This window comes from Streptomyces sp. NPDC007808 (assembly GCF_042868655.1).
In the GTDB taxonomy this organism is placed as follows: Bacteria; Actinomycetota; Actinomycetes; order Streptomycetales; family Streptomycetaceae; genus Streptomyces.
In genome coordinates, this window is sequence record NZ_JBIAEQ010000003.1 from 231,154 (window position 1) to 256,615 (window position 25,462).

General features: G+C 72.2%; 25 protein-coding genes. 10 read left to right on the forward strand and 15 right to left on the reverse strand.

Translation table 11 applies throughout. The annotated features are described in order from the left end of the window. Nucleotide 1: 1 nt before the first annotated feature. The 3 genes from ACFYNL_RS12800 to ACFYNL_RS12810 are packed head-to-tail and all read right to left on the reverse strand — an operon-like array spanning nucleotide 2 to nucleotide 2,341. Nucleotides 2-1,009 (reverse strand): methionine synthase, encoded by a 1,008-nt coding sequence (locus tag ACFYNL_RS12800; protein WP_388801140.1) that lies wholly within the window; start codon nucleotides 1,007-1,009, stop codon nucleotides 2-4. Nucleotides 1,010-1,059: 50 nt separating this feature from the next. Continuing rightward, a complete protein-coding gene (locus ACFYNL_RS12805; protein WP_388801143.1) occupies nucleotides 1,060-1,749 on the reverse strand; it encodes an SDR family oxidoreductase in 690 nt (229 codons plus the stop codon). Nucleotides 1,750-1,765: 16 nt separating this feature from the next. After that, the gene (locus tag ACFYNL_RS12810) at nucleotides 1,766-2,341 is read right to left on the reverse strand and encodes a TIGR00730 family Rossman fold protein (RefSeq protein WP_388801146.1); all 576 of its coding nucleotides are present in this window, start codon (nucleotides 2,339-2,341) and stop codon (nucleotides 1,766-1,768) included. A gap of 50 nt (nucleotides 2,342-2,391) precedes the next feature. On the opposite strand from ACFYNL_RS12810, the gene ACFYNL_RS12815 reads away from it, so the two are divergent. Both ACFYNL_RS12815 and ACFYNL_RS12820 read left to right on the forward strand, forming a co-directional pair. After that, nucleotides 2,392-2,715 carry a DUF427 domain-containing protein gene (locus tag ACFYNL_RS12815; protein ID WP_388801149.1) on the forward strand — a complete coding sequence of 108 codons (324 nt, stop codon included), beginning with the start codon at nucleotides 2,392-2,394 and terminating at the stop codon, nucleotides 2,713-2,715. Between the two features lie 37 nt (nucleotides 2,716-2,752). Beyond that, nucleotides 2,753-3,535, forward strand: a complete 783-nt coding sequence (locus tag ACFYNL_RS12820) for an alpha/beta fold hydrolase (protein ID WP_388801152.1) — start codon at nucleotides 2,753-2,755, stop codon at nucleotides 3,533-3,535. Between the two features lie 106 nt (nucleotides 3,536-3,641). Here ACFYNL_RS12820 and ACFYNL_RS12825 read toward each other — a convergent pair whose 3' ends face one another. Genes ACFYNL_RS12825 through ACFYNL_RS12840 form a run of 4 tightly spaced genes read right to left on the reverse strand, consistent with a single transcriptional unit; the run spans nucleotide 3,642 to nucleotide 7,995 of the window. Continuing rightward, nucleotides 3,642-4,655, reverse strand: a complete 1,014-nt coding sequence (locus ACFYNL_RS12825; protein WP_388801155.1) for a carbohydrate kinase family protein — start codon at nucleotides 4,653-4,655, stop codon at nucleotides 3,642-3,644. 1 nt (nucleotide 4,656) lies between these two features. After that, nucleotides 4,657-5,859: a methionine adenosyltransferase gene (metK, locus tag ACFYNL_RS12830; protein WP_388801158.1), complete on the reverse strand. Its 1,203-nt coding sequence runs from the start codon at nucleotides 5,857-5,859 to the stop codon at nucleotides 4,657-4,659. 43 nt (nucleotides 5,860-5,902) lie between these two features. Next, the gene (locus tag ACFYNL_RS12835; protein ID WP_388801160.1) at nucleotides 5,903-6,766 is read right to left on the reverse strand and encodes an SAM-dependent methyltransferase; all 864 of its coding nucleotides are present in this window, start codon (nucleotides 6,764-6,766) and stop codon (nucleotides 5,903-5,905) included. Continuing rightward, nucleotides 6,763-7,995 (reverse strand): FAD-dependent oxidoreductase, encoded by a 1,233-nt coding sequence (locus ACFYNL_RS12840; protein WP_388801163.1) that lies wholly within the window; start codon nucleotides 7,993-7,995, stop codon nucleotides 6,763-6,765. The genes ACFYNL_RS12835 and ACFYNL_RS12840 overlap by 4 nt, the downstream gene beginning before the upstream one ends. Nucleotides 7,996-8,405: 410 nt before the next feature. Here ACFYNL_RS12840 and ACFYNL_RS12845 point away from each other — a divergent pair, with 410 nt between their 5' ends. The 7 genes from ACFYNL_RS12845 to ACFYNL_RS12875 are packed head-to-tail and all read left to right on the forward strand — an operon-like array spanning nucleotide 8,406 to nucleotide 13,598. Continuing rightward, the gene (locus tag ACFYNL_RS12845; protein ID WP_388801166.1) at nucleotides 8,406-8,768 is read left to right on the forward strand and encodes a SchA/CurD-like domain-containing protein; all 363 of its coding nucleotides are present in this window, start codon (nucleotides 8,406-8,408) and stop codon (nucleotides 8,766-8,768) included. After that, nucleotides 8,765-9,523 (forward strand): SDR family oxidoreductase, encoded by a 759-nt coding sequence (locus tag ACFYNL_RS12850; protein WP_388801169.1) that lies wholly within the window; start codon nucleotides 8,765-8,767, stop codon nucleotides 9,521-9,523. The genes ACFYNL_RS12845 and ACFYNL_RS12850 overlap by 4 nt, the downstream gene beginning before the upstream one ends. Then, nucleotides 9,520-9,918: an antibiotic biosynthesis monooxygenase family protein gene (locus tag ACFYNL_RS12855; protein ID WP_388801171.1), complete on the forward strand. Its 399-nt coding sequence runs from the start codon at nucleotides 9,520-9,522 to the stop codon at nucleotides 9,916-9,918. The genes ACFYNL_RS12850 and ACFYNL_RS12855 overlap by 4 nt, the downstream gene beginning before the upstream one ends. Further along, nucleotides 9,915-10,166, forward strand: coding sequence for a phosphopantetheine-binding protein (locus ACFYNL_RS12860; RefSeq protein ID WP_388801174.1), 252 nt, complete (start codon nucleotides 9,915-9,917; stop codon nucleotides 10,164-10,166). The genes ACFYNL_RS12855 and ACFYNL_RS12860 overlap by 4 nt, the downstream gene beginning before the upstream one ends. A gap of 20 nt (nucleotides 10,167-10,186) precedes the next feature. Beyond that, the gene (locus ACFYNL_RS12865; protein WP_388801177.1) at nucleotides 10,187-11,071 is read left to right on the forward strand and encodes a cupin domain-containing protein; all 885 of its coding nucleotides are present in this window, start codon (nucleotides 10,187-10,189) and stop codon (nucleotides 11,069-11,071) included. Beyond that, a complete protein-coding gene (locus tag ACFYNL_RS12870; RefSeq protein ID WP_388801180.1) occupies nucleotides 11,068-12,354 on the forward strand; it encodes a beta-ketoacyl-[acyl-carrier-protein] synthase family protein in 1,287 nt (428 codons plus the stop codon). Before ACFYNL_RS12865 ends, ACFYNL_RS12870 begins: the two co-directional genes overlap by 4 nt. After that, complete coding sequence (locus ACFYNL_RS12875; protein WP_388801183.1) at nucleotides 12,351-13,598, forward strand: beta-ketoacyl synthase N-terminal-like domain-containing protein; 1,248 nt, start codon at nucleotides 12,351-12,353, stop codon at nucleotides 13,596-13,598. The genes ACFYNL_RS12870 and ACFYNL_RS12875 overlap by 4 nt, the downstream gene beginning before the upstream one ends. Nucleotides 13,599-13,682: 84 nt before the next feature. Here the strand turns inward: ACFYNL_RS12875 and ACFYNL_RS12880 are convergent, their stop codons facing one another. The 4 genes from ACFYNL_RS12880 to ACFYNL_RS12895 form a co-directional block, all read right to left on the reverse strand. Next, nucleotides 13,683-14,567, reverse strand: coding sequence for an ABC transporter permease (locus tag ACFYNL_RS12880; protein WP_388801186.1), 885 nt, complete (start codon nucleotides 14,565-14,567; stop codon nucleotides 13,683-13,685). After that, nucleotides 14,567-17,221, reverse strand: a complete 2,655-nt coding sequence (locus tag ACFYNL_RS12885) for an alpha/beta fold hydrolase (RefSeq protein WP_388801189.1) — start codon at nucleotides 17,219-17,221, stop codon at nucleotides 14,567-14,569. The genes ACFYNL_RS12880 and ACFYNL_RS12885 overlap by 1 nt, the downstream gene beginning before the upstream one ends. A gap of 80 nt (nucleotides 17,222-17,301) precedes the next feature. Next, the gene (locus ACFYNL_RS12890; RefSeq protein ID WP_388801192.1) at nucleotides 17,302-18,768 is read right to left on the reverse strand and encodes an ATP-binding protein; all 1,467 of its coding nucleotides are present in this window, start codon (nucleotides 18,766-18,768) and stop codon (nucleotides 17,302-17,304) included. Continuing rightward, nucleotides 18,765-19,505: a response regulator transcription factor gene (locus ACFYNL_RS12895; protein ID WP_388801194.1), complete on the reverse strand. Its 741-nt coding sequence runs from the start codon at nucleotides 19,503-19,505 to the stop codon at nucleotides 18,765-18,767. Before ACFYNL_RS12895 ends, ACFYNL_RS12890 begins: the two co-directional genes overlap by 4 nt. A 159-nt stretch (nucleotides 19,506-19,664) precedes the next feature. On the opposite strand from ACFYNL_RS12895, the gene ACFYNL_RS12900 reads away from it, so the two are divergent. After that, nucleotides 19,665-21,839 (forward strand): MMPL family transporter, encoded by a 2,175-nt coding sequence (locus ACFYNL_RS12900; protein ID WP_388801197.1) that lies wholly within the window; start codon nucleotides 19,665-19,667, stop codon nucleotides 21,837-21,839. Nucleotides 21,840-21,933: 94 nt separating this feature from the next. Here ACFYNL_RS12900 and ACFYNL_RS12905 read toward each other — a convergent pair whose 3' ends face one another. The 4 genes from ACFYNL_RS12905 to mnmA form a co-directional block, all read right to left on the reverse strand. Next, complete coding sequence (locus ACFYNL_RS12905; RefSeq protein WP_388801199.1) at nucleotides 21,934-22,272, reverse strand: TcmI family type II polyketide cyclase; 339 nt, start codon at nucleotides 22,270-22,272, stop codon at nucleotides 21,934-21,936. Between the two features lie 129 nt (nucleotides 22,273-22,401). Further along, entirely contained in the window at nucleotides 22,402-23,061 is a 660-nt protein-coding gene (locus ACFYNL_RS12910) for a response regulator (RefSeq protein ID WP_388801202.1), read from the reverse strand. A gap of 205 nt (nucleotides 23,062-23,266) precedes the next feature. Then, nucleotides 23,267-23,998, reverse strand: coding sequence for a sensor histidine kinase (locus tag ACFYNL_RS12915; RefSeq protein ID WP_388801204.1), 732 nt, complete (start codon nucleotides 23,996-23,998; stop codon nucleotides 23,267-23,269). A 292-nt stretch (nucleotides 23,999-24,290) separates the two neighbouring features. Then, complete coding sequence (mnmA, locus tag ACFYNL_RS12920) at nucleotides 24,291-25,421, reverse strand: tRNA 2-thiouridine(34) synthase MnmA (RefSeq protein ID WP_388801207.1); 1,131 nt, start codon at nucleotides 25,419-25,421, stop codon at nucleotides 24,291-24,293. Between the last annotated feature and the right edge of the window lie 41 nt (nucleotides 25,422-25,462).

Consider the following 25,462-nt stretch of genomic DNA (forward strand, 5'->3'; position numbering starts at 1 on the left):
GTTACTCTGGGTTGTCCGCGAGGGATCTCGCCGCCTTGGCGCAGTGGGCGAGGGCCCGGCGCGCGTACTGCGGGGAGGCCCCCGCGAGTCCGCACGACGGCGTGATCGTGACCGCCTCCGCGAGAAGCCCCGGTGACAGCCCCAGCCTGCGCCACAGCGTCCTGACACCCATGACGCTACCGGCAGGGTCCGACAACGGGCCGTCCGTGCCGGGGACGACACCGGCGAAGAGCCGGGTCCCCGCTTCCACCGCCTCACCGATCGCGTCGTCGTCACGCTCGGTGAGCAGGGAGAAGTCGAAGGAGATCGCCGCCGCGCCCGCCCGGCGCAGCAGGGCGAACGGGACGTCCGGTGCGCACGAGTGGACCACGACGGGACCGTCGCCGTGAACCCCGACGACGTCGCGGAGCGCGGCCTCGACGATCTGCCGGTCGACCGCCCGGTGGGTGCGGTAGCCGCTTGCGGTCCTGACCCGGCCGCGCAGTACGGCGACGAGGGAGGGTTCGTCGAGCTGGAGGACGACCCGGGCGCCGGGGACGCGCCGCCGGATCTCCTCCAGGTGCAGCCGCAGCCCCTCGGCGAGCGAGGCGGCGAGGTCGCGGCAGGCGCCCGGGTCGGACAGTGCGGCCTCGCCGTTCCTCAGCTCCAGCGCGGCGGCCAGGGTCCAGGGCCCGACGGCCTGGACCTTCAGCAGCCCCTCGTGGCCCTGGGTGAACTCCTCCAGCGCGTCCAGGTCCTCCCCCAGCCACGACCGGGCCCGCTTGGTGTCCCGCCCGGGCCGGTCCCCGAGCCGCCAGCCGCTGGGCTCCACGCGCGCGTACAGCTCGACGAGCATCCCGGCGGTCCGCCCGATCATGTCCGCACCGGGCCCACGGGCGGGCAGCTCGGCGAGGAAGGGGAAGTCGTCGAAGGATCCGGTGGCGGCCTTGGCGGCCTCGCGGGCGTCGCCGCCGGGCAGGGAACCGATCCCGGTGGCGGGGGCGAAGGTGAACGGACTGTTTTCACTCACCCGGGCAGCCTATGCAACCCCGCCCGCGAGTCTTCAACCGTGCGGCCCGGTCAGCGCCCCGGCCGCACCGTCAGGTCGTTGACCTCCGCGTCCCTCGGCAGGTCCAGGGCCATCAGGATCGCCGTCGCCACCGACTCGGGGTCGATCCACTTCGACGGGTCGTACTCCTTGCCCTCCTGCTGGTGCACCTTGGCCTGCATGGGGCTGGCGGTGCGACCGGGGTACACCGTGGTCACCCTGACGCCGTTGCCGTGCTCCTCGTGGCGCAGGGAGTCCGCCAGGGCCTTCAGGCCGTGCTTGGAGGCGGCGTACGCGGACCAGTCGGCGTGCGCGTTGAGGCCGGCGCCCGAGTTCACGAAGACCACGTGACCGTGGGCGGCGCGCAGTTGCGGCAGGAAGTGGCGGGTCAGCTCGGCCGGGGAGATCAGGTTGACGTTGAGCTGGTGGCGCCAGGACTTGGGGGTCAGGTCGCCCACCGGGCCCAGGTCGACGACGCCGGCGATGTGCAGCAGGGAGTCCACCCGGTCCGGCAACGACTGGTGGGAGAAGGCCCAGGACAGCTTGTCCGGATCGGAAAGGTCGCCTACCAGCGTCTTCGCGCCGGGGAACTGGGCAGCCAGCTCCTTCGCGCGGCCGGCGTCGCGCGCGTGGAGGACGAGATCGTCCCCGCGCGCGTGCAGACGGCGGGCGACGGCCGCGCCGATGCCGGAGCCCGCTCCGGTGATCACATGAGTAGCCATGACCGCCATGCTCGCATCAGTGCGGGCCCACTCCGCTCCCTGGCCCCGCGGCGGTGGCCGCCGAGGTCGCAGCCTCCAGGTACGCGAGCGCGTCCACCGGTTCCTCCGCGAAGAACACCAGGTCCGCCAGCGGGCGGGGCAGGAAGCCCTCGTCCTCCATGCGGCGGAACTGCTCCTTCAGGCCGTCGTAGAAGCCGGCGGTGTTGAGCAGGACGACGGGCTTGTCGGTGTGGCCGTGCTTCTTCAGTTCCAGGATCTCGGTCGCCTCGTCGAGCGTGCCCGTGCCACCGACCATGATCACCACCGCGTCGGCCTTCTCCAGCAGCAGCTTCTTGCGCTCGGCGAGGTCCTTGGCGATCACCATCTCGTCGACGCCGGGGCGGACCTTGGAGGCCAGGAACTCGACGGAGACCCCCGCGAGCCGGCCGCCCGCCTCCTGCACCCCGTCCGCGACGACCTTCATCAGTCCGACGTCGGAGCCGCCCCACACGAGCGTGTGGCCGCCCTTGCCCAGCAGTTCCGCGAACTCGCGCGCGGGACGCGTGTAACGCTCGTCGAGGTCGGCGGCGGAGAGGAAGACGCAGATTCGCATGCAGCCACCGTACGCGGGAAGAACCGGCGGCCCCGGAGCGCTGCCAGGACATGACTCACGGACACACGATCACGGTCGAGCAGGGCACCCGGCGCGTACGGGCCGTCCACGGCGGCCAGGTCCTCGCGCAGACCGACCGCCCGCTCGTCCTGCGGGAGACGGGCTGCCCCGTGCGGTACTACATCCCGCCCGAGGACGTACGGCTCGACCTGCTCATCCCCTCCGACACGCACACCTACTGCCCCTTCAAGGGAACGGCCTCCTACTGGTCGCTGCCGGACGCGGCCGACCTCGTCTGGGCGTACCCGGACCCGAAGCCGGACGTCGCCGCGATCAAGGACCACCTCTGCTTCTACGAAGTCGAAGTGTCGTAGGCGATTAGTTCCGTGCCGTACGGCAATCTGCACAGGCATGGACAAGAAGACCATTTCGGCCGACGGCACCTCCCTCGCCTACGAGAGCACCGGCGCGGGTCCCGCGGTGATCCTCGTCAGCGGCGCGATGTCCACCGGGGGCACCGTGGCGCCCCTGGCCGTGCCTCTGTCGCGGCACTTCCGCGTCGTCGCCTACGACCGGCGGGGGCGCGGCGAGAGCGGTGACACGGCGCCGTACGCGGTGCAGCGGGAGGTCGAGGACCTCGCCGCGCTGATCGAGGCGGTGGGCGGCGAGGCGGCGCTGTGCGGCATCTCGTCGGGCGGCGCCCTGGCGCTGGAGGCAGCGGCGAGCGGGCTGCCGGTGCGCCAGGTGGCGGTGTACGAGGTGCCGTTCGCAGACTTCCTGGAAGACGGCGCCGCCCTGTACGCCGAGTACCGGGCGAACCTGACCGACGCGCTCGCCCAGGGCCGGCTGGGGGACGCCGTCGAACTGTTCCTGCGGCTCACGGGCATGGCCGAGCAGACCATCCAGGGCGCACGCCAGTCCCCCCTGTGGGCTGGTATGGAGGCGATCGCGCCGAGCCTGGCCTACGACGACGCCGTGATGGGCGACGGCCTGGTGCCCCGGTCACGGCTGGCCTCGATCGGCGTGCCGGTGCTGGCCGTGGCGGGTGACGCGAGCCCCTCCTGGATGCGGGAGGCGAACCGGACGATCGCCGAGGGCGTGCCCGAGGGGACGTACCGCAGCCTGGAGGGGCAGACCCACATGGTGGAGCCGGACGTCCTCGGGCCGGTGCTGGTGGAGTTCTTCGGGGCGTGACCGATCGCGGGCTCACGCCTGTGCCTCGCGGGCGCGCACGCGCGTGTCGGTCTTGGAACTGCAGGCGCGCGGACGTCTCCGTCGGCCGGCGCACACGGCCGCCCCGTCACGCCGACCTGCGGTCGCTCATCGGGGGACGTCCCACGTGGCGCAGCTCCCGCGCGAGCCCTTGCGCCGCCCGCTGGCCATAGGCGCAGGACAGGGTGGTGAGCAGGGGCCGTGCCGACAGCTCGTACTCCTGCGACCCGACGCTGCCCAGCGCCGTGGCCGCGAGGACGCAGCCCAGACGGGCGGCGGTGACCGGGGAACGGCCCCAGCCGCAGGCCGCGAGGAACCCGGCGCGAAAGGCGTCTCCCACGCCGGTGGGATCCACCACCTCCACCCCGGGCACGGCGGGAACCGTGATGCCGTCCCCGTCGGCGGTGTCGATGCGGACACCGTCCGCCCCGAGGGTGGTGACCCAGGCACCGACGCGGGCGAGCACCTCCTTGTCGCACCACCCTGTGCGTTCGAGGAGGAGGGCGGCCTCGTCCTCGTTGGTGAACAGCCATCGAGCGCCGTCCACGAGTGCGCGCACCTCGGCGCCCGTCAGCCGGGCGAGTTGCTGCGAGGGGTCCGCGGCGAAGGGGAGGCCGAGTTCCCGGCACTGCTCGGTGTGCAGCCGCATGGCGTCCGGGTCGTCGGGAGAGACGACCACGCAGCCGATTCCCTCTCGCGCCGTCAGGATCCGCCGGAGGTCGATCTCCCGTGCTTCCGACATCGCGCCGGGATAGAAGGAGGCGATCTGGTTGGCGTCCTGGTCGGTCATGCGGACGAGGCGGGCCGTGCGCTGCCGGTCCGACACGCGCACCGCGGAGGTGTCGACGCCGTGGCTCCTCAGCCAGACGTCGTAGTCGGCGAAGTCGTCGCCCACCGAGCCGACCAGCAGGGGGTCCAGACCGAGCAGGCCGAGGGCGAAGGCGATGTTGGCGGCGACCCCGCCGCGGCGCACCTGGAGGCTGTCCACGAGGAACGACAGTGACAGCGCGTGCAGCCGGTCGGGGATGAGCAGGTCCGGGATGCGTCCGGGAAAGATCATCAGGTGGTCGGAGGCGATGGATCCGGTGACGGCGATGCGCATGTCACCGCCCTGTCGCGGCGAGCAGCGCGCCGACCCGGTCGGTCCGTTCCCAGGTGAAGTCCGGGAGTTCGCGCCCGAAGTGGCCGTAGGCGGCGGTCTCGGCGTAGATCGGCCGCAGGAGGTCCAGATCACGGATGATCGCGGCCGGCCGCAGGTCGAAGGTGTCGCGGATGGCCCTCTCGATCACCTCCTGCCCGACGACGGCGGTACCGAAGGTCTCGACGAAGAGGCCGACCGGCTCGGCCTTGCCGATCGCGTAGGCGACCTGGATCTCGCAGCGGCGGGCGAGGCCCGCGGCGACGACGTTCTTGGCCACCCAGCGCATCGCGTACGCGGCCGAGCGGTCGACCTTGGACGGGTCCTTGCCGGAGAAGGCACCGCCGCCGTGGCGGGCCATGCCCCCGTAGGTGTCGATGATGATCTTCCGGCCCGTCAGTCCGGCGTCTCCCATGGGGCCGCCGATCTCGAACCTCCCGGTGGGGTTCACCAGGAGGCGGTAGTCCTCCGCCTCCAGCTTGCTGCCCTCCTGGGCCAGCCGGGACAGCACGTGCTCCACCACGTGCACGCGGATGTCGGCAGAGAGCGTGTCGAGCTCGACATCGGCGGCGTGTTGCGAGGAGACCACCACGGTGTCGAGACGGAACGGACGGCTCCCCCGGTACTCGATGGTGACCTGGGTCTTTCCGTCGGGACGCAGACCCGGCACGACTCCGCCGCGGCGGACCTCGGCCAGCCGGCGGGCCAGCCGATGGGCGAGGCTGACGGGCAGGGGCATGAGTTCCGGGGTCTCGTCGGTGGCGTACCCGAACATCAGCCCCTGGTCCCCGGCGCCCTGCTGCGCCGGCTCGCCGTCCCCGGCCGTCCGTGTCTCGTAGGCGTTGTCGACGCCCCGGGCGATGTCCGGGGACTGGGACCCGATGGACACGGACACGCCGCACGAAGCGCCGTCGAAGCCCTTGGCCGCATGGTCGTACCCGATCTCCAGGATCTTCTTCCGGGCGAGGGCCGCGATGTCGACCCGCGCGCGCGTCGACACCTCACCGGCCACATGGACCTGGCCCGTGGTGATCAGGGTCTCCACCGCGACCCGTGCGCGGGGATCCTGGGCGAGCAGGGCGTCCACGACGCTGTCACTGATCTGATCGGCGATCTTGTCCGGATGCCCCTCGGTCACGGACTCCGAGGTGAACAGACGGCTGGCCATGATGCTCCAAAGGAATCGGGACGAGTGGGGCAGGCGCTTCCGCTCACGCGCGGCCGGGGGCGGCGGAGTCCGCCGGCGCGCTTCTGACCGCCTCGGCCAACCACATCCGGGCGCTGCCGACGCGCTCCGGGTCGGTCAGCTCCGGCACGGGCCGGCCGTGACGGGCGGCGAGTTCGGTCTGCGGCACGACCGTCGCCGTCCAGCCGTGCGCGCCGAGCCATGCGCACGGGTCCTCGACCGTGGAACGCCACGCGGCCCCGACCCTGCGCAGCCGCTCGTGCACGGCCTTCATCTGCGGCAGTTCGGTGTACGCCTGGTTGATGTGCTCGACCGCCAGCCTGCTGCCCGGGGCGGAGAGCATGCCGATGCGGTCGAGGAGACGGTCGTTGTCCGCCGGGTCGAGGTACATCATCAGGCCCTCGACCAGCCAGGCGGTCGGCTGCCCGGGGTCGAAGCCGGCGGCGAGCAGGGCGGCCGGCCAGTCCTCGCGCAGGTCGGCCCGTACCGTCCTGCGCTCGCAGGACGGTACGGCCTCGCGCACCCCCAGTACCGCCTCCTTGAAGGCCAGCAGCCCGGGCAGGTCGATCTCGAAGAGCCGGAACCCGGCCGGCCACCGGAGCCGGAAGGCCCGGGTGTCCAGGCCGGCCGCCACCAGGACCGCCTGGCGGCAGCCGGACTGTGCGGCGGCCCGGAACCAGTCGTCGAAGAAACGGGTGCGCAGGACGAAGTGGCCCTGGTTGAGGCGGCCCGCCTCGGCGACCTGGATCCATCCGACTGCGTCGACGAAGGACTGGGCGTAGGGGTCGGTGAACAGCCGGTCGGCCCGGGCGTCCTCGGTCGCCCGGGCCTGCGCGACGATGACGGCGGTCCGGCTGACTCCGCTGGTGGGGCGGGCTTGTGTGGTCATGAGTGGATGTCCCTGTCGAGGTCGGTGTCCATGGTGAGTTGGTAGGTCTTGCGGTACACCAGCCGGTCGAAGGCCACCTTCATGAAGGCGTCGCGCAGCAGGCACACGACCGGGTTCTGCCAGCGGCTGAGCACTCCGTTGGCGCGGGAGCGGCGGGCGACGCGCGCCACACGGTCCCCGCGCCGCCGCTCGTACGCGGCGAGGGCGGCGGACACGGCGTCGGCGGACGCGGCGGACGGGCCGTCGGCGAGGGCGGCGGACAGGCACTGGGCGAGGACGACCGCACCCTCCATCGCCTGGTTGGCGCCCTGGCCGAGGTTGAAGGTCATCGGCTGCGCGGCGTCTCCGACCAGCGTGACCCGGTGGGTGCTCCATCGCGGTACCGGGTCGCGGTCGAAGATGTCCACGGGGAGGATCTCCGGTTCCGCGGTGGCCTCGATCAACGCGGGTATCGGGTCGGGCCAGTGCCCGAACTCCCGCAGCAGCGCCTCGCGGACGCCGAGGCCGAGGGAGGCGGCCGTGTGGCCGAGGCGGCGGCCGATACGGTCGTTGAGGACGCCGTCCCAGTAGACGCAGTGGTCGTCGAGGCGGTAGTAGACGAACCAGCTGCCCTCTCCGAAGGTGTTGACGAACACCCCGGGCGGAACCTGCTCCGACGGCAGCCCGACGATTCCCTGACATGCCGTCATGCCCGCGTAACGGGGCGGCGGTTCGTACGGCATCAGGGCCTTGCGCACCGTCGAACGCAGCCCGTCGGCCCCGATGAGCAGCGGGCCGCGGACCGTGCGACCGTCCTCGAACCGCACCGTCACCCCGTCGGGCTCCTCGGTGAAGTCCGTGCACCGCGCGCCGAGCACCAGGTCGTCGCCGACCAGGTCACTGAGCAGGCCGTGCAGGGCGGGCCGGCTCACCGTGTAGGCGGGCGCGCCGTGGCGGCGGGTGCCGCTCTCGATGGACCAGTCGGCGAGAGCGCCACTGCGCCGGGACCGGAACCGGTAGCGGCGCAGTTCCTCCCCGATGGTGTCCAGGTGTTTGTCCAGGCCGACGGCGCGCAGCGCGAGGACCGCGTTGTGCCAGACGACCAGGCCGTTGCCCGAGGCCGCGGAGCGCAGCGCCGGTGATCGTTCGTAGGCCTTCGCCGGGATGCCGGCGGACCGCAGGGCCAGCACGGTGGTGAGCCCGGCGATTCCGCCGCCCAGGACGATGACCTCGTCGCGGTGGTCGGCCATCGCATCTCCTCTGGTGGGTTCGGCAGTGGACGCAGCCCCGCCGACGTGCGTGAACGGGGCTGCGGGAGGGGTGGTCACGCGCAAGCAGTACGGCGCGGCAAGAGAGCAGGACGGCTGGGGGAAGGCCGTGCCGTCGCCGCGCCGCACTGTCCAAGGACGCTAGGGCGACGCCTCGGCCGCCGTCTTCCCGCGCGGGGACGAACCGGGCGACGGCCGCCGGGAGGAGGTGCCCGCCGCGGGGAGGAGAGGACCGGTGCCCGAGGGGGAGTGCTCCTCCGTCGTGGGGAGGCCGAATCTCGCCCGGCCGCCGGAAGACCCGGACGCCGCCCGAACGGCAGTCTGGCCAAGGCCGGTTGAGCCGGCCGTCGGACCGTCCGGTCTCCCTGTCATCTCGTGAGGAGAGAAAACCGATGGAACGTTACGCCATCAGCTTCCGGGTCAAACCCGGCACCGAGGCGATCGTCAAGGACCTGCTCGCCACCTACTCCCCGCCCGAGTGGGTCACGCCCGACGGGACGCGGCTGCTCGGCACCTCGATCTTCATGAAGGACGGCTTGGTCGTCCGCATGATGGAGATCGACGGGAGCCTCCCCCGGGTGATGGCGCACCTGGCCAGGCAGCCCGCCATCCAGGAGCTGGAGCGCAAGCTGGACGAGTACCTGGTCGAGCCGCGCGACATGAGCTCACCCGCCGGAGCGAGGGCCTTCTTCCAGAAGGCGATGATGGAGCACGTCACCACCCGGGTCGCCGTCTTCGAGGAGCAGGAGGCGTGAGCGCCGCCCCGCGGACCCTCCTGGTCACCGGCGCGACCGGCCGGCTGGGCGAGGCCACGGTGCGGTGCCTCGCGGAACGCGGTGACCGGCTCCTGCTGACCGGCCGGGACGGTGGCCGGCTCGCCGAGCTGGCCGCCGCCTTCGGTGGCCGCGGAACGGTCAGGACCCTGTCGGCCGACACCGCGGAGCCGGACGGCGCCCAGTACGCGGCGGCCGAGGCGGTGCGCGAGTTCGGCCACCTGGACGGCCTGGTGCATCTCGTGGGCGGCTTCGCGGTGGGACCGGTCATGCTCACCGACGTCTCCTCGTACGAGGACCTGCTGAAGTCCAACTTCCTGTCGGCGGTGGTCGCCACGCAGGCGGTCCTCCCCCATCTGCGGGACGGCGGTCGACTGGTCTACTTCGGCACCCCACTGGCCGATGAGCCGCTCGCCGCGATGTCCTCCTACGCCGCGAGCAAGGCCGCCCTGACCGCCTGGGTGCGCTCGCTGGCCCACGAGGTCAAGAACCGCGGGATCCACGCCAACCTGATCTCGCTGACCCTCGTGGAGACCCCCGAGATGCGCAAGGAGATGCCGCACGTCGACCCCGGGCTCACGGTGGAGGCCGAACTCGTCGGCCGTGCCGTCCGGTTCCTCACCGGCGCCGAGTCCGACGGGATGTACGGCAGCGTCATGCCGGTCGTCGGCAGGTTCGGCTTCAGTTCCGCGCTGGCGGGCGGTCCGCCGCCGGGTGCCGGAAGGCCGGCCCGGTGAGCCCGTCGCGGGCCCGGGTGGTCTTCCTGATCCGCGTACCCGAGGCACGGCGACAGGACTTCCTGGACGCCTACGAGAAGATCCGCTTCGAGGTCGCCGCGGGGGTCCCCGGTCATGTCGAGGACCAGGTCTGCCGGTCGGCCACCGACCCGGAGCAGTGGCTGATCACCAGCGAGTGGCGTGATCTCACCGACTTCGAGACCTGGGAGAAGTCCCAGGAGCACCGCGATCTGGTGAAGCCCATGCGCGACTGCTTCACGGAAGCCCGCTCGCTGCGCTTCCACATCCACGCGTCGACCACGTCCGCCGTCCCGACGGCACCGACGAGGACGCCGCCTTCGACCGCTTCCACGGCATCGTCGGCCGGTACGGCCGGTGAAGGAGAAGAGACATGAGTTCCACGGGCACCGTGCAGAGTCAGCTGACCGACATGCTCACCTCGGTCGGTCTCGACCCCGACCTGGGTGAGGCCGCGTTCGACAAGACCTTCGAGGCGCTCGACCTGGACTCGCTGGCCCGGGTCGAGCTGGCCAGCCGGATCAAGAGCCGGTACGGCATCGACATCGAGGAGGAGATCACCCCCGAGAGCACACCCGCGGACGTCGAGCGGATGGTCAACGCCCGGCTTTCCGCCGCCGCTTGAGGACGGGAGACACGTACGCCATGTTCGGGCACACCGACAACTTCATCGACATGGAAGCCCCGTTCGGCTTCGTCTGGGACCGGACGAACGACCTGCGCCGCTGGCCGGAGCTGTTCTCCGAGTACGCGAGCATCGACATCCTGGACGAGACGCCCACCTCGGCCACCTTCCGGCTGACCATGCACCCGGACGAGCAGGACCGGGTGTGGTCCTGGGTGTCCGAGCGCCACTGGGACAAGGACGCACGGGTGGTCAGGGCGCGCCGGGTGGAGACCGGACCGTTCGAGTTCATGAACATCACCTGGACCTACGAGGAACTGGGTCCGGACACCACCAGGATGCGCTGGGTGCAGGACTTCCACATGAGGCCCGAGGCCCCGGTGGACACGGCGGCCATGACCGAGCGCATCAACCGCAACTCGGCGGTGCAGATGCAACTGATCAAGCAACGGGTGGAGCACGCCCGCCGCTGTGTGGTGGGAATGGACGACGTGCCGTCCAACACCCGGCGCGGCGGCGATCTGCGCACCCTGCTGGCGCCCCCGAACGCCGGGACGTCCGCGGGCTTTTGCGGAGCGGTCCGGCTGGAGCCCGGCGAGGGCGTCTCGGAGCACTACCACCCGTATTCGGAGGAGTACCTGTTCGTCGCCCGCGGCGCACTCCGTGTCGACCTGGACGGCGAGCCGGTGGCGGTCGGGGCGGAACAGGCACTGCACATCCCGCGCAACGTCCGGCACCGGCTGACCAACACGGGCGACGAGCAGGCCCTGGTCGTCTTCCAGATCGGGCCGCTCGCTCCCGAGCCGCACCTCGGGCACGTGGACACCGAGCCGTACCCCGGGGAGACGGCGCCCGCCGCGGACGGCGACCGCTCCGCGGCCCTGACCGGTCCGGGCGCCACGTGAGGGCCGGCGAGCGGCGCCGCAGGGCCGTCGTCACCGGCATCGGGGTGATCGCACCCGGCGGGGTGGGACGGGAGGAGTTCTGGGACCGGGTCGTCAGCGGCAAGTCGGCGATCCGGACGATCACCTCCTTCGACCCGAGCCCGTTCCGGTCCCGGATCGCCGCCGAGTGCGATTTCGACCCGGCCGAACGCGGGCTCACACCGAGGGAGATCCGCCGCACCGACCGGTTCGCGCAGTTCGCGCTCGCCTCGGCCGCGGAGGCGGTCGAGGACAGCGGGCTCGACCTCGGGGCCGCGGACACGGAACGGGTGGGGGTCTGCCTCGGCTCGGCCGTCGGCGCCTCGATCACCCTGGAGGAGGAGTACGTCGTCGTCAGCGACCACGCCCGGGAGTGGGAGGTCGATCCGCGGCACGCCATGCCCTTCCTCTACCAGGCCCTGGTGCCGTCCAGTGCCGCGACCGAGCTCGCCGTGCGGTTCGGAGCGCGCGGGCCGGCGACGGTGGTGTCCACCGGATGCACCTCCGGCATCGACGCCGTCGGGCACGCCCTGAGGCTGATCGAGGACGGCGAGGCCGATGTGATGATCGCCGGCGCCTCCGACGCCCCGATCACGCCGATCACCGTGGCCTGCTTCGACGCCATCCGGGCCACCAGCCCGATGAACGACACGCCCGAACTCGCGTCGAGACCCTTCGACGCGGACCGCAAGGGCTTCGTGCTCGGCGAGGGGTGCGCGGTGCTGATCGTGGAGGAGTACGAGCACGCCAGGGCCCGCGGGGCGCGGATCTACTGCGAGGTCGCCGGCTACGCGGCACGGGCCAACGGATTCCATATGACGGGGCTGCGCCCGGACGGAGTCGAGCTGGGCGAAGCGGTCCGGGACGTCATGGCCCAGGCACGGCTGAACTGCGAGGACCTCGGGTACATCAGCGCGCACGGCTCCGGCACCAAGCAGAACGACCGGCACGAGACGGCCGCCTACCGGTACGCCCTCGGCGACGCCGTCCGGCGGGTGCCGATCAGCTCCATCAAGTCGGTGATCGGCCACTCGCTCGGGGCCATCGGCTCGATCGAGATGGCGGCGTGCGCGCTGGCCATCGACCGGGGCGTGGTACCGCCCACGGCCAACCTCACCACCCCCGACCCCGAATGCGACCTGGACTACACGCCGTTGACCGCGCGCGAGACGCGCGTCGACCACGCGCTGTCGGTGGGCAGCGGCTTCGGCGGTTTCCAGTCCGCGATGGTGTTCTCCAAGAGCGTGAAGGACGGTGCGGCATGAGCGTACGGCGCAGCGTCATCACCGGGATCGGTGTGGTCGCGCCCACCGGTGTCGGCGTCAGCGAGCACTGGAAGCGCACCCTGGAGCGGGTCTGCCGGATCGGTCCCATAGAGGAGTTCGACACCTCGAAGCTGCCCTCGCGCCTGGCGGGCCGGGTCACCGGTTTCGACGAGAGCGAGCACGTCGAGCGCAAGCTGCGGGTGCAGACCGACCGGTGGACCTGGATGGCCCTGGCCGCCGGCCGGCTGGCCTTCGAGGACGCGGACCTCGATCCGCACCGGCACGACCCCTTCGACCTGTCCGTGGTCACGGCCAGCGCCTCCGGTGGGAACGCCTTCGGCCAGCGGGAGATCCACAACCTCTGGAGCCAGGGGCCGGGCACGGTCACGGCGTACCAGTCGATCGGCTGGTTCTACGCGGCGAGCAGCGGTCAGCTCTCCATCCGCGACCAGCTCAAGGGCGCCTGCGGGGTGCTCGTCGCGGACGCCGCGGGCGGGCTCGACGCCCTGGCCCAGGCGCGGCGGCTGATCACGCGGGGTACGGGAGCGGTCCTGGTCGGTGGGACCGAGGCACCGCTGTCGCCGTATGCCATGGCCTGCCAGGCGGGCCGGGCGACGCTCAGCCGGGAGACGGAACCGGCGTCGGCCTACCGGCCGTTCGCGCCGGACAGCCCCGGGCATGTGCCGGGCGAGGGCGGCGCCATGGTCGTGGTGGAGGACGCCGAGTGGGCCGCCCGCAGGGGCGCGCCCGCCGCGTACGCCGAGGTGCTCGGTACGGCGTCGACGCATGACGCGCACCATCCGACCGAGCCCGCACCGGACCACCGTCAGCTGGCGCGGGCGATCCGCGAGGCGGTCGAGCGGTCCGGGCTGTCACCGGAGGGGATCGACGTGGTCTTCGCCGACGGCGCCGGCGATCCGCTGCTCGACCGGCGGGAGGCGGATGCCCTGGTGGAGGTCTTCGGCAGGCGGGGGGTGCCGGTGGCGGTTCCCAAGACGGCCACCGGCAGGCTGTGTTCGGGGGGTGCCGCCCTGGACCTGTCCTGGGCGGCACTCGCCCTGGCGCACGACACCGTCCCGCCGTCGGTGCATCTGACGGCGGGCCCCGGCGACGACCTGGACCTGGTCACCACCGCACGGGAGAACGCCGGTCTGCGCACCGCGCTGGTGGTGGCCAGGGGCGAGGGCGGCTTCAACTCCGCCGCGGTCCTGGGCCTGCCGAAGAGCGGCCGGCGAACGGTCTGACCCGGGCCCGGCCCGGACCCGAGGCACGGTCATCGCGGGCCGTGAGGCGCTGTGCCTCACGGCCCGCGGCCGTGTCCGCCGGCCTCAGGAGACGACGTCCTTCGTCTGGAAGCGTCGGAAGGCCAGGGCGACGAGGAGCACCGCACACGCCGTGGACAGGGCGAGTCCCTGCGCCATCGCGGCCCAGGCGATGCGTGGCTGCAGTGTGTCGAGCCATGCGTACTGCCAGTGCGTCGGCAGGAATTCACGGGCCCTGCCGAGGGCCGTGACCGCGTCCAGGATGGTCGAGACGATCCACAGCCCGACCGCGCCGCCGACCGCGCCGAGCGGGGCGTCGGTCACCGTCGAGAGACAGAACCCGGCCGCTCCGACCACCAGCAGGCTGCCGTACACATAGGCCACGACGAGCACCATCCGCCACAGGACCTGGGAGGCCGGCATGGTGCCGCCGCCCGGCAACTGGACGTCGCCCCAGCCGTAGGCGGCGCTGCCGGCCACCAGCGCGACGGCGGGCAGCAGCAGGACCGCCACGGCGCTGTATCCGAGGGCGACCACCAGCTTGCTCCACAGGAGCCGGGCCCTGGGCACGGGGGCCGCCAGCAGGTAGCGCAGCGAGGCCCAGCCCGCTTCCGACGCCACGGTGTCACCGCAGAACAGGGCGACCGTCACGGGCAGCAGGAAGCTGCTGGAGACGAAGAGGACGAACGCCGCGAAGTTGGGACCGGAGGCCGTGGCGATGGCCACCAACGCGGGGGCGCCGCCGTCGCCGTCCGTGGGCGACCCCCCGAGGGCGAACGCCGTCAGCAGCACCAGCGGCAGCGCGGTCACGGTGGCGAACGTCGCCAGGGTCCGGCGGCGCCGGAACTGGCGGAGCGCCTCCACGCGCAGCGGCAGGGCTCCGCCTGGCCGGTAGCCGGTGGCGGCCACCGCCGTGCCGCTCTCGGCGGTCTGTGGGATCCCCCGGGCCATCACTGTCCTCCGATCAGGGTCAGGAAGGCGTCCTCAAGGCGGCGGTGCGGTCCGATCCGCTCCACCGCCACGTCCATCCGTACGAGTTCCACGACCAGCTCCGGCGCGGTGACCGAGCCGAGGCGGACCAGGAGGCCCTCTTCGACGGGGGTCGCGGAGGCGACGCCGGGCAGCGCGGCGACCTTCCGCGCCAGCGCCTCGCTCCCTGGATCCGCGGTGCCGACCAGCAGCAGCCCGTCGTCCCCGGTGATCTCGGCGACGGGCCCGGAGGCGACCAGGCGGCCCCGGTCCATCACCACCAGATGGGTGCAGCACTGCTCGACCTCGGCGAGCAGATGGCTGGAGACGATGACGCTGCGTCCGGTGGCCGCGTAACGCGTCAGGACGTCCCGCATCTCACGGATCTGCGCCGGGTCGAGTCCGTTGGTCGGCTCGTCGAGAACGAGCAGGTCCGGGAGTCCGAGCATGGCCTGCGCGAGGGCGAGGCGCTGGCGCATGCCCTGCGAGTAGGTGCGGACCGGGCGGTCCAGCGCGGCGCCCAGACCGGCGATCTCCAGCGCCGGCTCACGGTGGGCGTCGGCCTCGGGCCGACCGGTGGCCCGCCAGTACAGGTCGATGTTCTGGCGTCCGGTGAGGTGCGGCAGGAAGCCGGGGCCCTCGACGAAGGATCCGAGCCTGGACAGGGCCGGTGCCCCGGGCCGCACCTCCTGCCCGAAGATCCTGATGGAGCCGGAGTCCTGCCGGATGAGGCCCATCAGCATCCGCAAGGTGGTGGTCTTACCGGCGCCGTTGGGGCCGAGGAGCCCCAGAACCTGCCCTCGCTCGACGGTGAACGACAGATCGTGCACCGCGTAGCGGTCGCCGCCGCCGGCGTACTTCTTGGTCAGCCCCGTGATCCGCAGCGGCACGCCGGCGGGTGCCCGATCGGGCGCGGGCGCCGGGCGGCGGGCCGGGCGCCGGGCGGTCAGCAGCAGTACGGCGGCCGCCGCCACCGCCCCGACCGGCAGGGCCCAGGTCCACCAGGGCACACCGGCGGACTCGGTGACGGTGAGCGCGGCGGAGGTGGGCACCGTGAGGTGGCCCGCCCGGATGCGGTAGGTGGCGGGTTCGGCCGGTGAGGCGAAGCCCAGGTCCGTGCTGGACACCACGACCCGTAGCCGGTGGCCGGTCTCGAAGCGGTGGTCGACGGCGGGCAGGGAGACCCGTGTCGTCCCGCCGTCCGCCGCCGTGACCGGGCCGACCAGTTCGCGGGGCAGGATCTGGCCGCCGTCCGGGCCGACGTCGTAGAGCTTGACGAAGAGCACCGCGTCGCGGTCGGCGCGGACCGTGAGTTCCAGGGTCGGCGCGCCGGTGACCTGCAGCGGGGCGTCCAGCGGGGCGCTGGTGAAGGCCGCGCTCGCGCCGCGGGACTCCCACGCCGGGCCCATGCCGGCGGCACTCGCGAGGGAGGACAACGAACCGAGTCCGGGAAGAGCGGTCACGCTCGGCGGGGTGCCGCCCGCCGGGTTGACCAGGGTCTGCTCGGGGCCCCGCAGGGCCACGGTCCTGCGTGCCGTCCCACCGAGCCCCGGGTAGCGGGCGGCCGTCGCTCCGTCGAGCGTGGCGGTCCCGGTGGCGGTGTCGGTTCCGCCCTTGCGGCTGACCCGGAACGCGGGCCCGGCGCCGTCGCCGCCCGCCTTCTTGAGGTGGGTGTCGAACCAGCCGACCGTGCGCCGGTGCACGCGGCCGGTCTCGTCCTCCCCGCCGTCGTGGCCGCCGAGGATCCAGTCGACGGCGACGGGCGTGGCGTTCCTCGCGACGGCCTGTGCGATGGCATCGCCCTGGTCCAGCGGGAACAGCGAGTCGGTCTGGCCCTGGACCACCAGCGCGGGTACGGAGATCCGCCGCGCGAACGCCGCCGGGCTGACCTCCCTCAGCAGTTCCCGGGTCCGTGCGTCGGCCCGGCCGGTGACGGCCGAGCGCTGGAAGGCGGAGCACACCTCGGCGGTGAAGCGTCCGCACGCGGGGTCACGGGGATCGGTCAGCCCCTGGCCGAAGAGGATCCCGGACCACAGCTTCTTGAACACCCCTCCGGGGAAGAGGGCTTGGTGCAGGTCCCAGTAGGTGACGGAGGGAACGATGGCGTCGATCCTGCGGTCCTGGGCCGCGGCCAGCAGCGACACGGCGCCGCCGTACGACCCTCCGGCCATGCCGACGACCGGATCACCCGCACGGTCCGTGCGGACCTCGGGTCGCCGGGCGAGCCAGTCGAGCAGCCTGCCGACGTCCGCGACCTCGCCGTCGGCCGCGTTGAGTCCGATCCGGCCGCCCGAGGCACCGAAGCCACGCGCCGAGTAGGTGAGGACGGCGTACCCGGCGCGGGCGAGCACCCCCGCCTGGTCGCGTTCGCTGTCCTTGCTCCCGCCGAAGCCGTGCGCGAGGATCACGGCCGGCCGCCTCCCGCCGCCGGGCGCGGTGTAGTACGAGGTGTCGAGGCGGACCCCGTCCGCACCGGTGAGGAAGCGGTCCTCCCGGTCCACCCGCGCCGGGTCGTCCGCCGTCGCCGTCCAGGTCAGTGCGAGGGCGACGAGGGCGAGGGCCGCGGCAGCCGCGGTCCACCGCCCGCGTGGCCCGCGCAGGGCCCGCAGCCGCCGTCGTAACGTGTCCGTCTTCACCGTCTCGCTCTCTTCTCGGTACGGCGATGCCGGTGCACCGCGCGGATGCGCCGGGGACCGGCCGGGGAGCCGGGGCCCGGTCATGGGTGGTCGAGCGGCAGCCGGACCCGGAACACCGCGCCCTCACCCGGGGTCGCGTCGACCTCGGCGCTGCCGCCGTGGGCCCGGGCGACGGCCGCGACGATGGCAAGCCCCAGCCCGGAGCCCTCCTTCGGGCTGTCGCCGGGCAGCTGGGCACGGCTGCGGGAGGGGTCGACGCGGAAGAAGCGCTCGAAGACGTGCTGGGCCTGCTCCTCGTCGAGTCCGGGTCCGCTGTCCGCCACCTCGATCAGGGCCTGTCCGTCCCGGGCACCGATCCGTACCCAGGCCTCGGTTCCGTCCGGGGTGTGCTGGCGGACGTTGGAGAGCAGGTTCGCCAGGACCTGCCGCAGCCGGTCCGCGTCGCCGCGGACCATCACCGGGCCGTCGGCCGAGGCGGTCTCCAGCAGCAGTTGACGGTCCGGGGCGAGCATCCTGGCGTCGTCGACGGCCTCCCCGGCCAGGGCGCCGAGGTCGACCGGCGCCAGAGCCAGCGGAAGTCCCTGGTCCAGGCGGGCGAGGAGGAGCAGCTCCTCGACCAGGGAACCCATGCGGCGGGCCTCCGACTCGATGCGGGCCATCGCCTGGGCGAGGTCGTCCGGCCGGTGCGCGGCGCCCCGCCGGAACAGCTCCGCGTAGCCGCGGATCGTGGCGACCGGGGTGCGCAGTTCGTGCGAGGCGTCGGCGACGAAGCGGCGCAGCCGCTCCTCGGCCCGGCGGCGCTCGTCGAACGCGGACTCGATCTGGCCGAGCATGGCGTTCAGTGCGAGGCCCAGCCTGCCGACCTCGGTGCGTGGCCCGGCGGCCGGGATCCGGCGGGCCAGGTCGCCGTCGCCGATGGCCGCGGCGGTGGTGGCGATCGACTCCAGGGGGCGCAGTCCACGGCGTACGGCTCGCCACGACAGCAGGGTCACCGCCAGCAGGGCGGCCGCGGCCGAGGTCGCCGCGACCACGCCGGTGCGGTGCATGAGTTCGTCGGCCACCGTCGTCCGCATGCCCACGAGCAGGATGCCGTCGGGCAGGGGCGAGGAGTGCAGCAACCAGTCGCTGCCGTCGGCGCCCGGCACCGTGTGGAAGGAGCCCTCGGGGGTGCCGTCGGCGGTGGCCCGCTCGGGCCACAGGGCGGAGGGCAGGGTGCGCGGCAGGTCCGGGCGGACGCCGAAGTCGGAGGTCTGGCGCACCTGGCCGTCCCGGGTGCGGGTCTGGAAGAAGGACGGGAGGTCGCCCTGCTCGACGGAGGCCCGCCAGACTCCGGTCAGCTGGTCCGCGTCGCGCGGCAGTGTGAGCCGCCCGTCGCCGCCCGGCGCGGCGAGGTCCGCGCGCAGTTGCCCGGAAACGGCGGCGAGCACCTCGTCGTTCTGGTCCTGACGCCAGTCCTGCAGGGCGCCGAAGGTGGCACCGACGGAGAGGGCCATGCCGAGGGCCAGGAGTCCGGAGAGCACCAGGACCAGCCGGGTGCGCAGGGTCATCGGCCGGCCCCGCGGTCCTGCCGCCCGGTCTCCCGGCGCCGGGCGTCGGCGTCCTGCAGGCGCAGCACATAGCCGACCCTGGGGACGGTCTGGATGAGCGTCGGCTCGAAGACGTCGATCTTCCGGCGGAGGTAGGAGACGTACGTCTGCACCACGGCGTCGCTGCCGCCGAAGTCGTACTCCCAGACGTGGTCCAGGATTTGACGCTTCGTCAGGACTCGCCCGGCGTGCGCCGCCAGATACCGCAGCAGCTTGAACTCCGTCGGCGTCAGGTCCACCCGCACCCCCTGCCTGCGGACCTCGTGCGCCTCGTCGTCGATCTCCAGATCCGCGAAGGTCAGCCTGGTGCGCTCCTCGGGGTGCGCGGTCCTGCGCAGCACCGCGCGGATACGGGCGATCAGCTCCTCCAGGCTGAAGGGTTTGGTGACGTAGTCGTCGCCCCCGACCGTCAGCCCGGCGATCTTGTCCTCGGTGGAGTCACGGGCCGTCAGAAACACCACGGGCGCCTCGAACCCGGCCTGCCGCAGCCGCCGGCAGGCGTCGATGCCGGAGCCGTCCGGCAGCATGACGTCCATCACGATGAGGTGCGGCCGGAACGCCTCCACCAGCTCGGCGGCGGCACTCCCGGTGCCCGCCACCGCGGTGTCGTACCCCTCGTAGCGCAGCGCGGTGGCAATGAGGTCCGCCAGATAGCTCTCGTCGTCAACAACCAGGACACGCAGCGTCGTCAGGTTCACACCGCAAGTGTCACCCGTTCGGGCCCCGGCCCGTGGGGCTGTCGCCGCATTGACAGAGATCTCTAAGAACGGTCCATGAGCGGTGTAAGAACTCTCTGATGGCCTGGTGGCATGGAGAAAATCTGCGACTTCGTCCTTGGACGGAAGCGACTTGTGCGGATGCTCGTCATCCTGATGCTGCTCGCCGGGGGCGCGGCCATCGGCCTCTTGCTCCCGAACATGGACGAGCGCAACGCCTACCCCGGACTGCCCGGGTACGAGGCCAACCAGCAGATCATGAAGACCTACGGCAACGGCGGCTACGAACGGCCCTTCGTTCCCGTCGTGACCCTGCCGGAGGGACAGCGGGCCGACGCCCCGGAGGCGAAGGCGGCGCTCGGCCGCGCGTTCGACGAGGCCGCCGAGAAGCTGGACGCCCGCGTCGCCTCGTACGCCAACACCTCCGACGAGGCGTTCCTCGGCGACGGCGGCCGGACGACCTTCGGCCTGGTCTTCGGCGGACCCGTGGAACAGGGCGGGCTGCCGGGCAGCGCGCTGGGCGAGGCGCCCGAGCTCGGCCCGCTGATCGTCGACGCCATGCGCGACGAACTGCCGCCGGGCTCCGAGGTCCATGTCACCGGGCTCGACACGCTGGCGACCGGCGCCGACCAGGGCGGCCTCAACGTCCCGGTGAAGCTGCTGGTCACCATCGGCGCGGCGATCACCGTGCTGCTGTACGTCTTCCGTTCCGCGCTGGCGTTCGTGCCGCTGCTGACCGCGCTGGTCGCGGTGCCCGTCTCGTTCGTGGGGCTGCTCGCGGTGAGCCCGTTCATCTCCGTGCACGAGACGACCGTCATCATGCTGCCGCTCTTCGGGGTCGGCATCGCCATCGACTACGCGCTGATCCTGGTCACCCGCTGGCGGGAGGAGGAGGCGAAGGGCCACCACGGTGACGACGCGGTGCGCCGCGCCATGGCCACCTCCGGGCACGCCATCGTCTTCTCGGCGGGCGCGGTCGCCATCGGCCTGGTCACCATGGTGCTGCTGCCGATTCCGCTGATCCGCAGCCTCGGCGTCGGCGGAATGATGGTCACCGCGGCGAGCGCCCTGGTCTCGCTGACGCTGCTGCCGCTGCTGCTCAGCTCCTCGGGCAAGCGCCTGCAGCGCCGCAGGGAGGCGGGGCGGGCGGACCGCGAGGCCCTGAAGCGGGAGGCGTCCGCCGGGCGGTTCTGGACCGGGGTCGCCAAGAACGTGGTGCGTTTCAGGTGGCTGACCGCCGCGGCGAGCGGTTCGGTCCTGCTGGCCCTGTCCTTCACGGCGTTCGGCCTCAACCTGTCGGTGCCGACCACCGACCACCTCTCCGACTCCGGCGCGGGCCGGGCGGGACTCACCGCGCTGACGGACAGCGACGTGCCCTCGGGCACCCTCACGTCCTTCGACGTGTACGTCCCCGAGGGCACCGACCCGGCAGCCGTGGCGGACACGCTCCGCGACACCGACGGGGTCTACGCGGTGGCCGCGCCGCAGGACGGGCAGTGGCGCCAGGACGGTTCCGCGGTCGTCACCGTGCTGCCGAGCGACGAGGGCGGCTCGCCCGCCGGTGAGGAGACCATCGCCCGGGTGGTCGACGCGGTGCCGGACGGCACCATGGTCGGCGGCAACGTCACCCAGCAGATCGACTACGTGGACGTCACCTACACCGCCTTCCCCTGGATGCTGGCCGTGCTGTCCCTCGTCACCTTCGTGATGCTGGCACGGGCGTTCCGGTCCCTGCTCCTGCCGCTGAAGGCGATCCTGCTCAACCTGCTGTCGCTCGGGGCGGTGCTCGGCGCGATGGTCATCCTGTGGCAGTGGGGCTGGGGCACCGAGGCCGTGCTGGGCATCCAGCCGGACGGTTCCATCGGCACCTTCGTACCGGTGACCATCTTCGCCTTCCTGTACGGGCTGTCGATGGACTACGAGGTGTTCATCCTGTCCCGGATCCGGGAGGAGTACGACCGCACCGGATCCACCCGGACCGCCGTGGTCAACGGCGTCGGACGCACCGGCAGGCTGGTCACCTGCGCCGCGCTGATCCTGTTCTGCTCCTTCGCCTCGATGGCCTCCGGCGGGGAGCTGGACGTGTCGATCTTCGCCTCCGGCATCGCGCTGGGCATCCTGATCGACGCCACGCTCATCCGCGGGCTCCTGGTACCGGCCACGGTCGCGATGATGGGCAAGTGGAACTGGTGGCTGCCCGCCTGGGCCGCCCGCCTGCTGCGGGTCCAGCCGTCACCGGTCCACGAGGAGGCGGTGACGCACGAGCGGCCGGCCGATCCGGAACCGGTGGGCGCGGCCGGCACGGGGCATGGCTGACGCCTTGTCGCCGCCCCGGCCCCCGGGCGCGCATCGCCGCCGCGGCCGACCCGGAGCGGTCGGCCGCGGCGGCGATGCGCGCCGGGCAGGGCCGCTACGCCCCCTCGTGAGGGGTCCAGCGGTAGAAGGACGTCGCGCCGGCGTCCGCCGGGCTGCGCCAGGTCTCGGGGTCGTAGGGCGCGATGAGGGGATCCAGGTCGGCGCACAGCTGCTGGAAGTCCTCACGGACCCGTGCGGCGGCCATGGCGCGGTCGGCGTCCCCGTCGAACTCCACCAGGTGGAAGTAGAGGTCGTCGTGGTAGTGGAAGAGTTCGCGGCGGGTCACCCCGAGGTCGGCCGGCAGCGAGGTCCGGTCGGAGGCCGCGAATATGGAAGCGACTTCCTCCGCTTTCTCCGGTGCCATGCGGGCGACGATGAGAATCCGATCGGCCATGGACGTCTCCTGTGTGACGGCGGACATAATTCGGCAGTCACGCTAAGGCGGCCCGGCCCGATCCGTCTTCCCCACCCGGGGGGAATTCAGCCTCCCCCGCGCGGAGGAGATCCACCGGATGCGCGGAGGTCAGACAAGCCCGTTCTCGTAGGCGTAAATGACCACCTGCACGCGGTCCTGCACGCCCAACTTGCGATACAGGTGCTGCACATGCGATTTGACCGTGCTTTCACCCAGGGTGAGTTTCTCCGCGATCATCGCGTTTCCGTATCCCTGGACCAGCAGCCGGAATACATCGAGTTCCCGGCTGGTGAGGGTCGTCAGCTCGGATGCGGCGGAGGAAGGGACGGCGGGCCGGCGGACGAACTCCCCGATGAGGCGCCGGGTGACCGACGGGGACAGCAGGGCACCGCCGTCGGCCACCTCCCGTACCGCCTCGGCGAGTCGCGCCGGGGAGGAGTCCTTGACCAGGAAGCCGCTGGCTCCGGCCCTGAGCGCCTCGAAGACGTACTCGTCCTGGTCGTACATGGTGAGCATGACGATCTTCGGCGCCGGGTCCCGCGGGCCGCCGGAGAAGATCCGCCTGGTCGCCTCCAGGCCGCTCATCCGGGGCATGTTCACGTCCATCAGGACGACGTCCGGCGCGGTGCGCCGGACGAGCTCCAGCGCCTCGGCGCCGTTGGACGCCTCCCCGAGGATGGTGATGTCCTCCAGCGGTGCGAACACGGCGCGCAGCCCCTGGCGCACCAGTGGCTGGTCGTCGGCGATGAGTAGGCGTATCGGTTTCATGGGCCTTCCTGGGAACTCTCGGTCGGAGTGCGTGCGTGTCGCGCCCTGGCCACCCGCGGAGGTCGAGGCGCACGAGCCGGGAGTCCGTCGGCATGGGCGGCCGTCCGTGCGCGGCGGCGCTCCGCCCGCCGGCGCCGGTGCCGACCCGACCGGTCGCGTCGGGCAGGGCCTGGGTGGCGACCCGACCGGTCGCGTCGGGCAGGGCCTAGGCGGTTGCCGGGAGGGGCCGACCGGGACGGCTGGGCAGGGCGGTCGTGATCCGTACGCCGCCGCCGGGCAGTTCCTCGTAGTCCAGGGAGCCGCCCAGTTCGGCGGCGCGTCGGCGCATGTGGAAGAGGCCCTGGCCGGCGCCGGGGACCAGAGGGGCCGTGGAGGGGCCGCGCCCCAAGGAGCGCACGCCGTCGTCGCTCCTGGCGGCCGGTCGGTTGACGATGCTCACATCGAGTTGTTCGCCGAACTCGACCCGTACCTCTATGGGCCCCTCACCGTGCTTGATGGCGTTGGTGACGCCTTCCTGGATGATCCGCAGCGCAGCGAGTCGTGTGCTGGCGTGCAGATTCGCCTCGGCCTCGACATTGCCGAAGTGGACGGCGAGGTCCACGTGCGGGAGGTCGATGCCGAGGGCGATCACATGGTCCGACAGTGAGGTGTCCTTCGCCGGCGCTCCTCCGGATCGCGGCAGCCAGCCGACGGCCTCACGGATCTCTCGCTGGACCTCCAGGGCCAGGTCTTCGATGGCGTGCGCCGTCTTTGGCGCGTCGGTGGACAGTTGCCGGGCGTGCATGACGATGCCCAGCATTCGGTGGCCCGCACCGTCGTGCAGTTCCGAGGCGATGCGGATCCGCTCACGGATCCTCTCCTGCCGGGCGAATTCCTTGAGCTGACGCCCCCGCATTCTTGAGCGGACCAGGACTCCCAGCGCGAACGAGAATGCCACGAGCTCGAAAATAAATAGGCTACGCACAAGTGAAAGAATGGAGAATATTCCGCTCCCCACAGTGGATCATCCCCCCGTAAGAACATCCACCGGTCTTTCAAACGACCGTACCATGGGCGCGTTGAGTACGGGGAGCGGGATCATGACGAACCCTGAGTAACCTCTTAGAGTTCTCTGTGAGTCCCACAGAGCGCGTCACCCCGGGTCGCGCATTGTGAACAGATTTCGGGTGAGGCGGTCGGGAATTCAACATTCCATTTATCGGGATGCGGCTCCGGCGCATTCCGGGTTCTCAGCCGACCGAGGCCGCCGCCCGTACCGTCGACGCGATCGTCGCCGAGCCCACCACGCGCGTGCCGTCGTACAGGACGATCGCCTGGCCGGGTGCGACACCGCGGACCGGCTCGGTGAAGCTGACCTCCAGGGAGCCGTCGACCAGCTCGGCGGTCACCTCGGTCTCGCCGCCATGGGCGCGCAGCTGGGCGGTGTAGGTGCCGGGGCCGGTCGGGGCGGCGCCGCACCAGCGGGGCTTGACGGCGGTCAGGGCGCTCACGTCCAGGGCGGAGGCGGGGCCGACGGTCACCGTGTTGTCCACCGGCGAGATGTCGAGGACGTAGCGCGGCTTGCCGTCGGGGGCCGGGGTGCCGATGCGCAGGCCCTTGCGCTGGCCGATGGTGAAGCCGTACGCGCCCTCATGGGTGCCGAGCTTGGCGCCCGTCTCGTCGACGATGTCGCCCTCCGCCTTGCCGAGGCGGTTCGCGAGGAATCCCTGGGTGTCGCCGTCGGCGATGAAGCAGATGTCGTGCGAGTCGGGCTTCTTGGCCACCGCGAGGCCCCGGCGCTCGGCCTCCGCGCGGATCTCGTCCTTCGTCGTCACGGTGTCGCCGAGCGGGAACAGGGCGTGCGCCAGCTGTCTCTCGTCCAGGACGCCGAGGACGTAACTCTGGTCCTTGGCCATGTCGGAGGCGCGGTGCAGTTCGCGTGTGCCGTCCTCGTTCAGGACGACCTTGGCGTAGTGGCCGGTGCAGACCGCGTCGAACCCGAGGGCCAGGGCCTTGTCGAGCAGGGCGGCGAACTTGATCTTCTCGTTGCAGCGCAGGCACGGGTTGGGGGTGCGGCCGGCCTCGTACTCGGCGATGAAGTCCTCGACGACATCCTCACGGAAACGGTCGGCGAGGTCCCACACGTAGAACGGGATGCCGATGACGTCCGCGGCACGGCGGGCGTCGCGGGAGTCCTCGATGGTGCAACAACCCCGCGCACCCGTGCGGAAGGACTGCGGGTTCGCGGAGAGCGCGAGATGGACGCCGGTCACGTCGTGGCCCGCCTCGGCCGCGCGGGCGGCGGCTACGGCGGAGTCGACCCCGCCGGACATGGCGGCGAGGACGCGGAGGGGGCGGGAGGGCTGCGCGGTGTCAGTCATAACCCTTCCAGGGTACGGGGGCGCGGGAACCGGGACCCGCG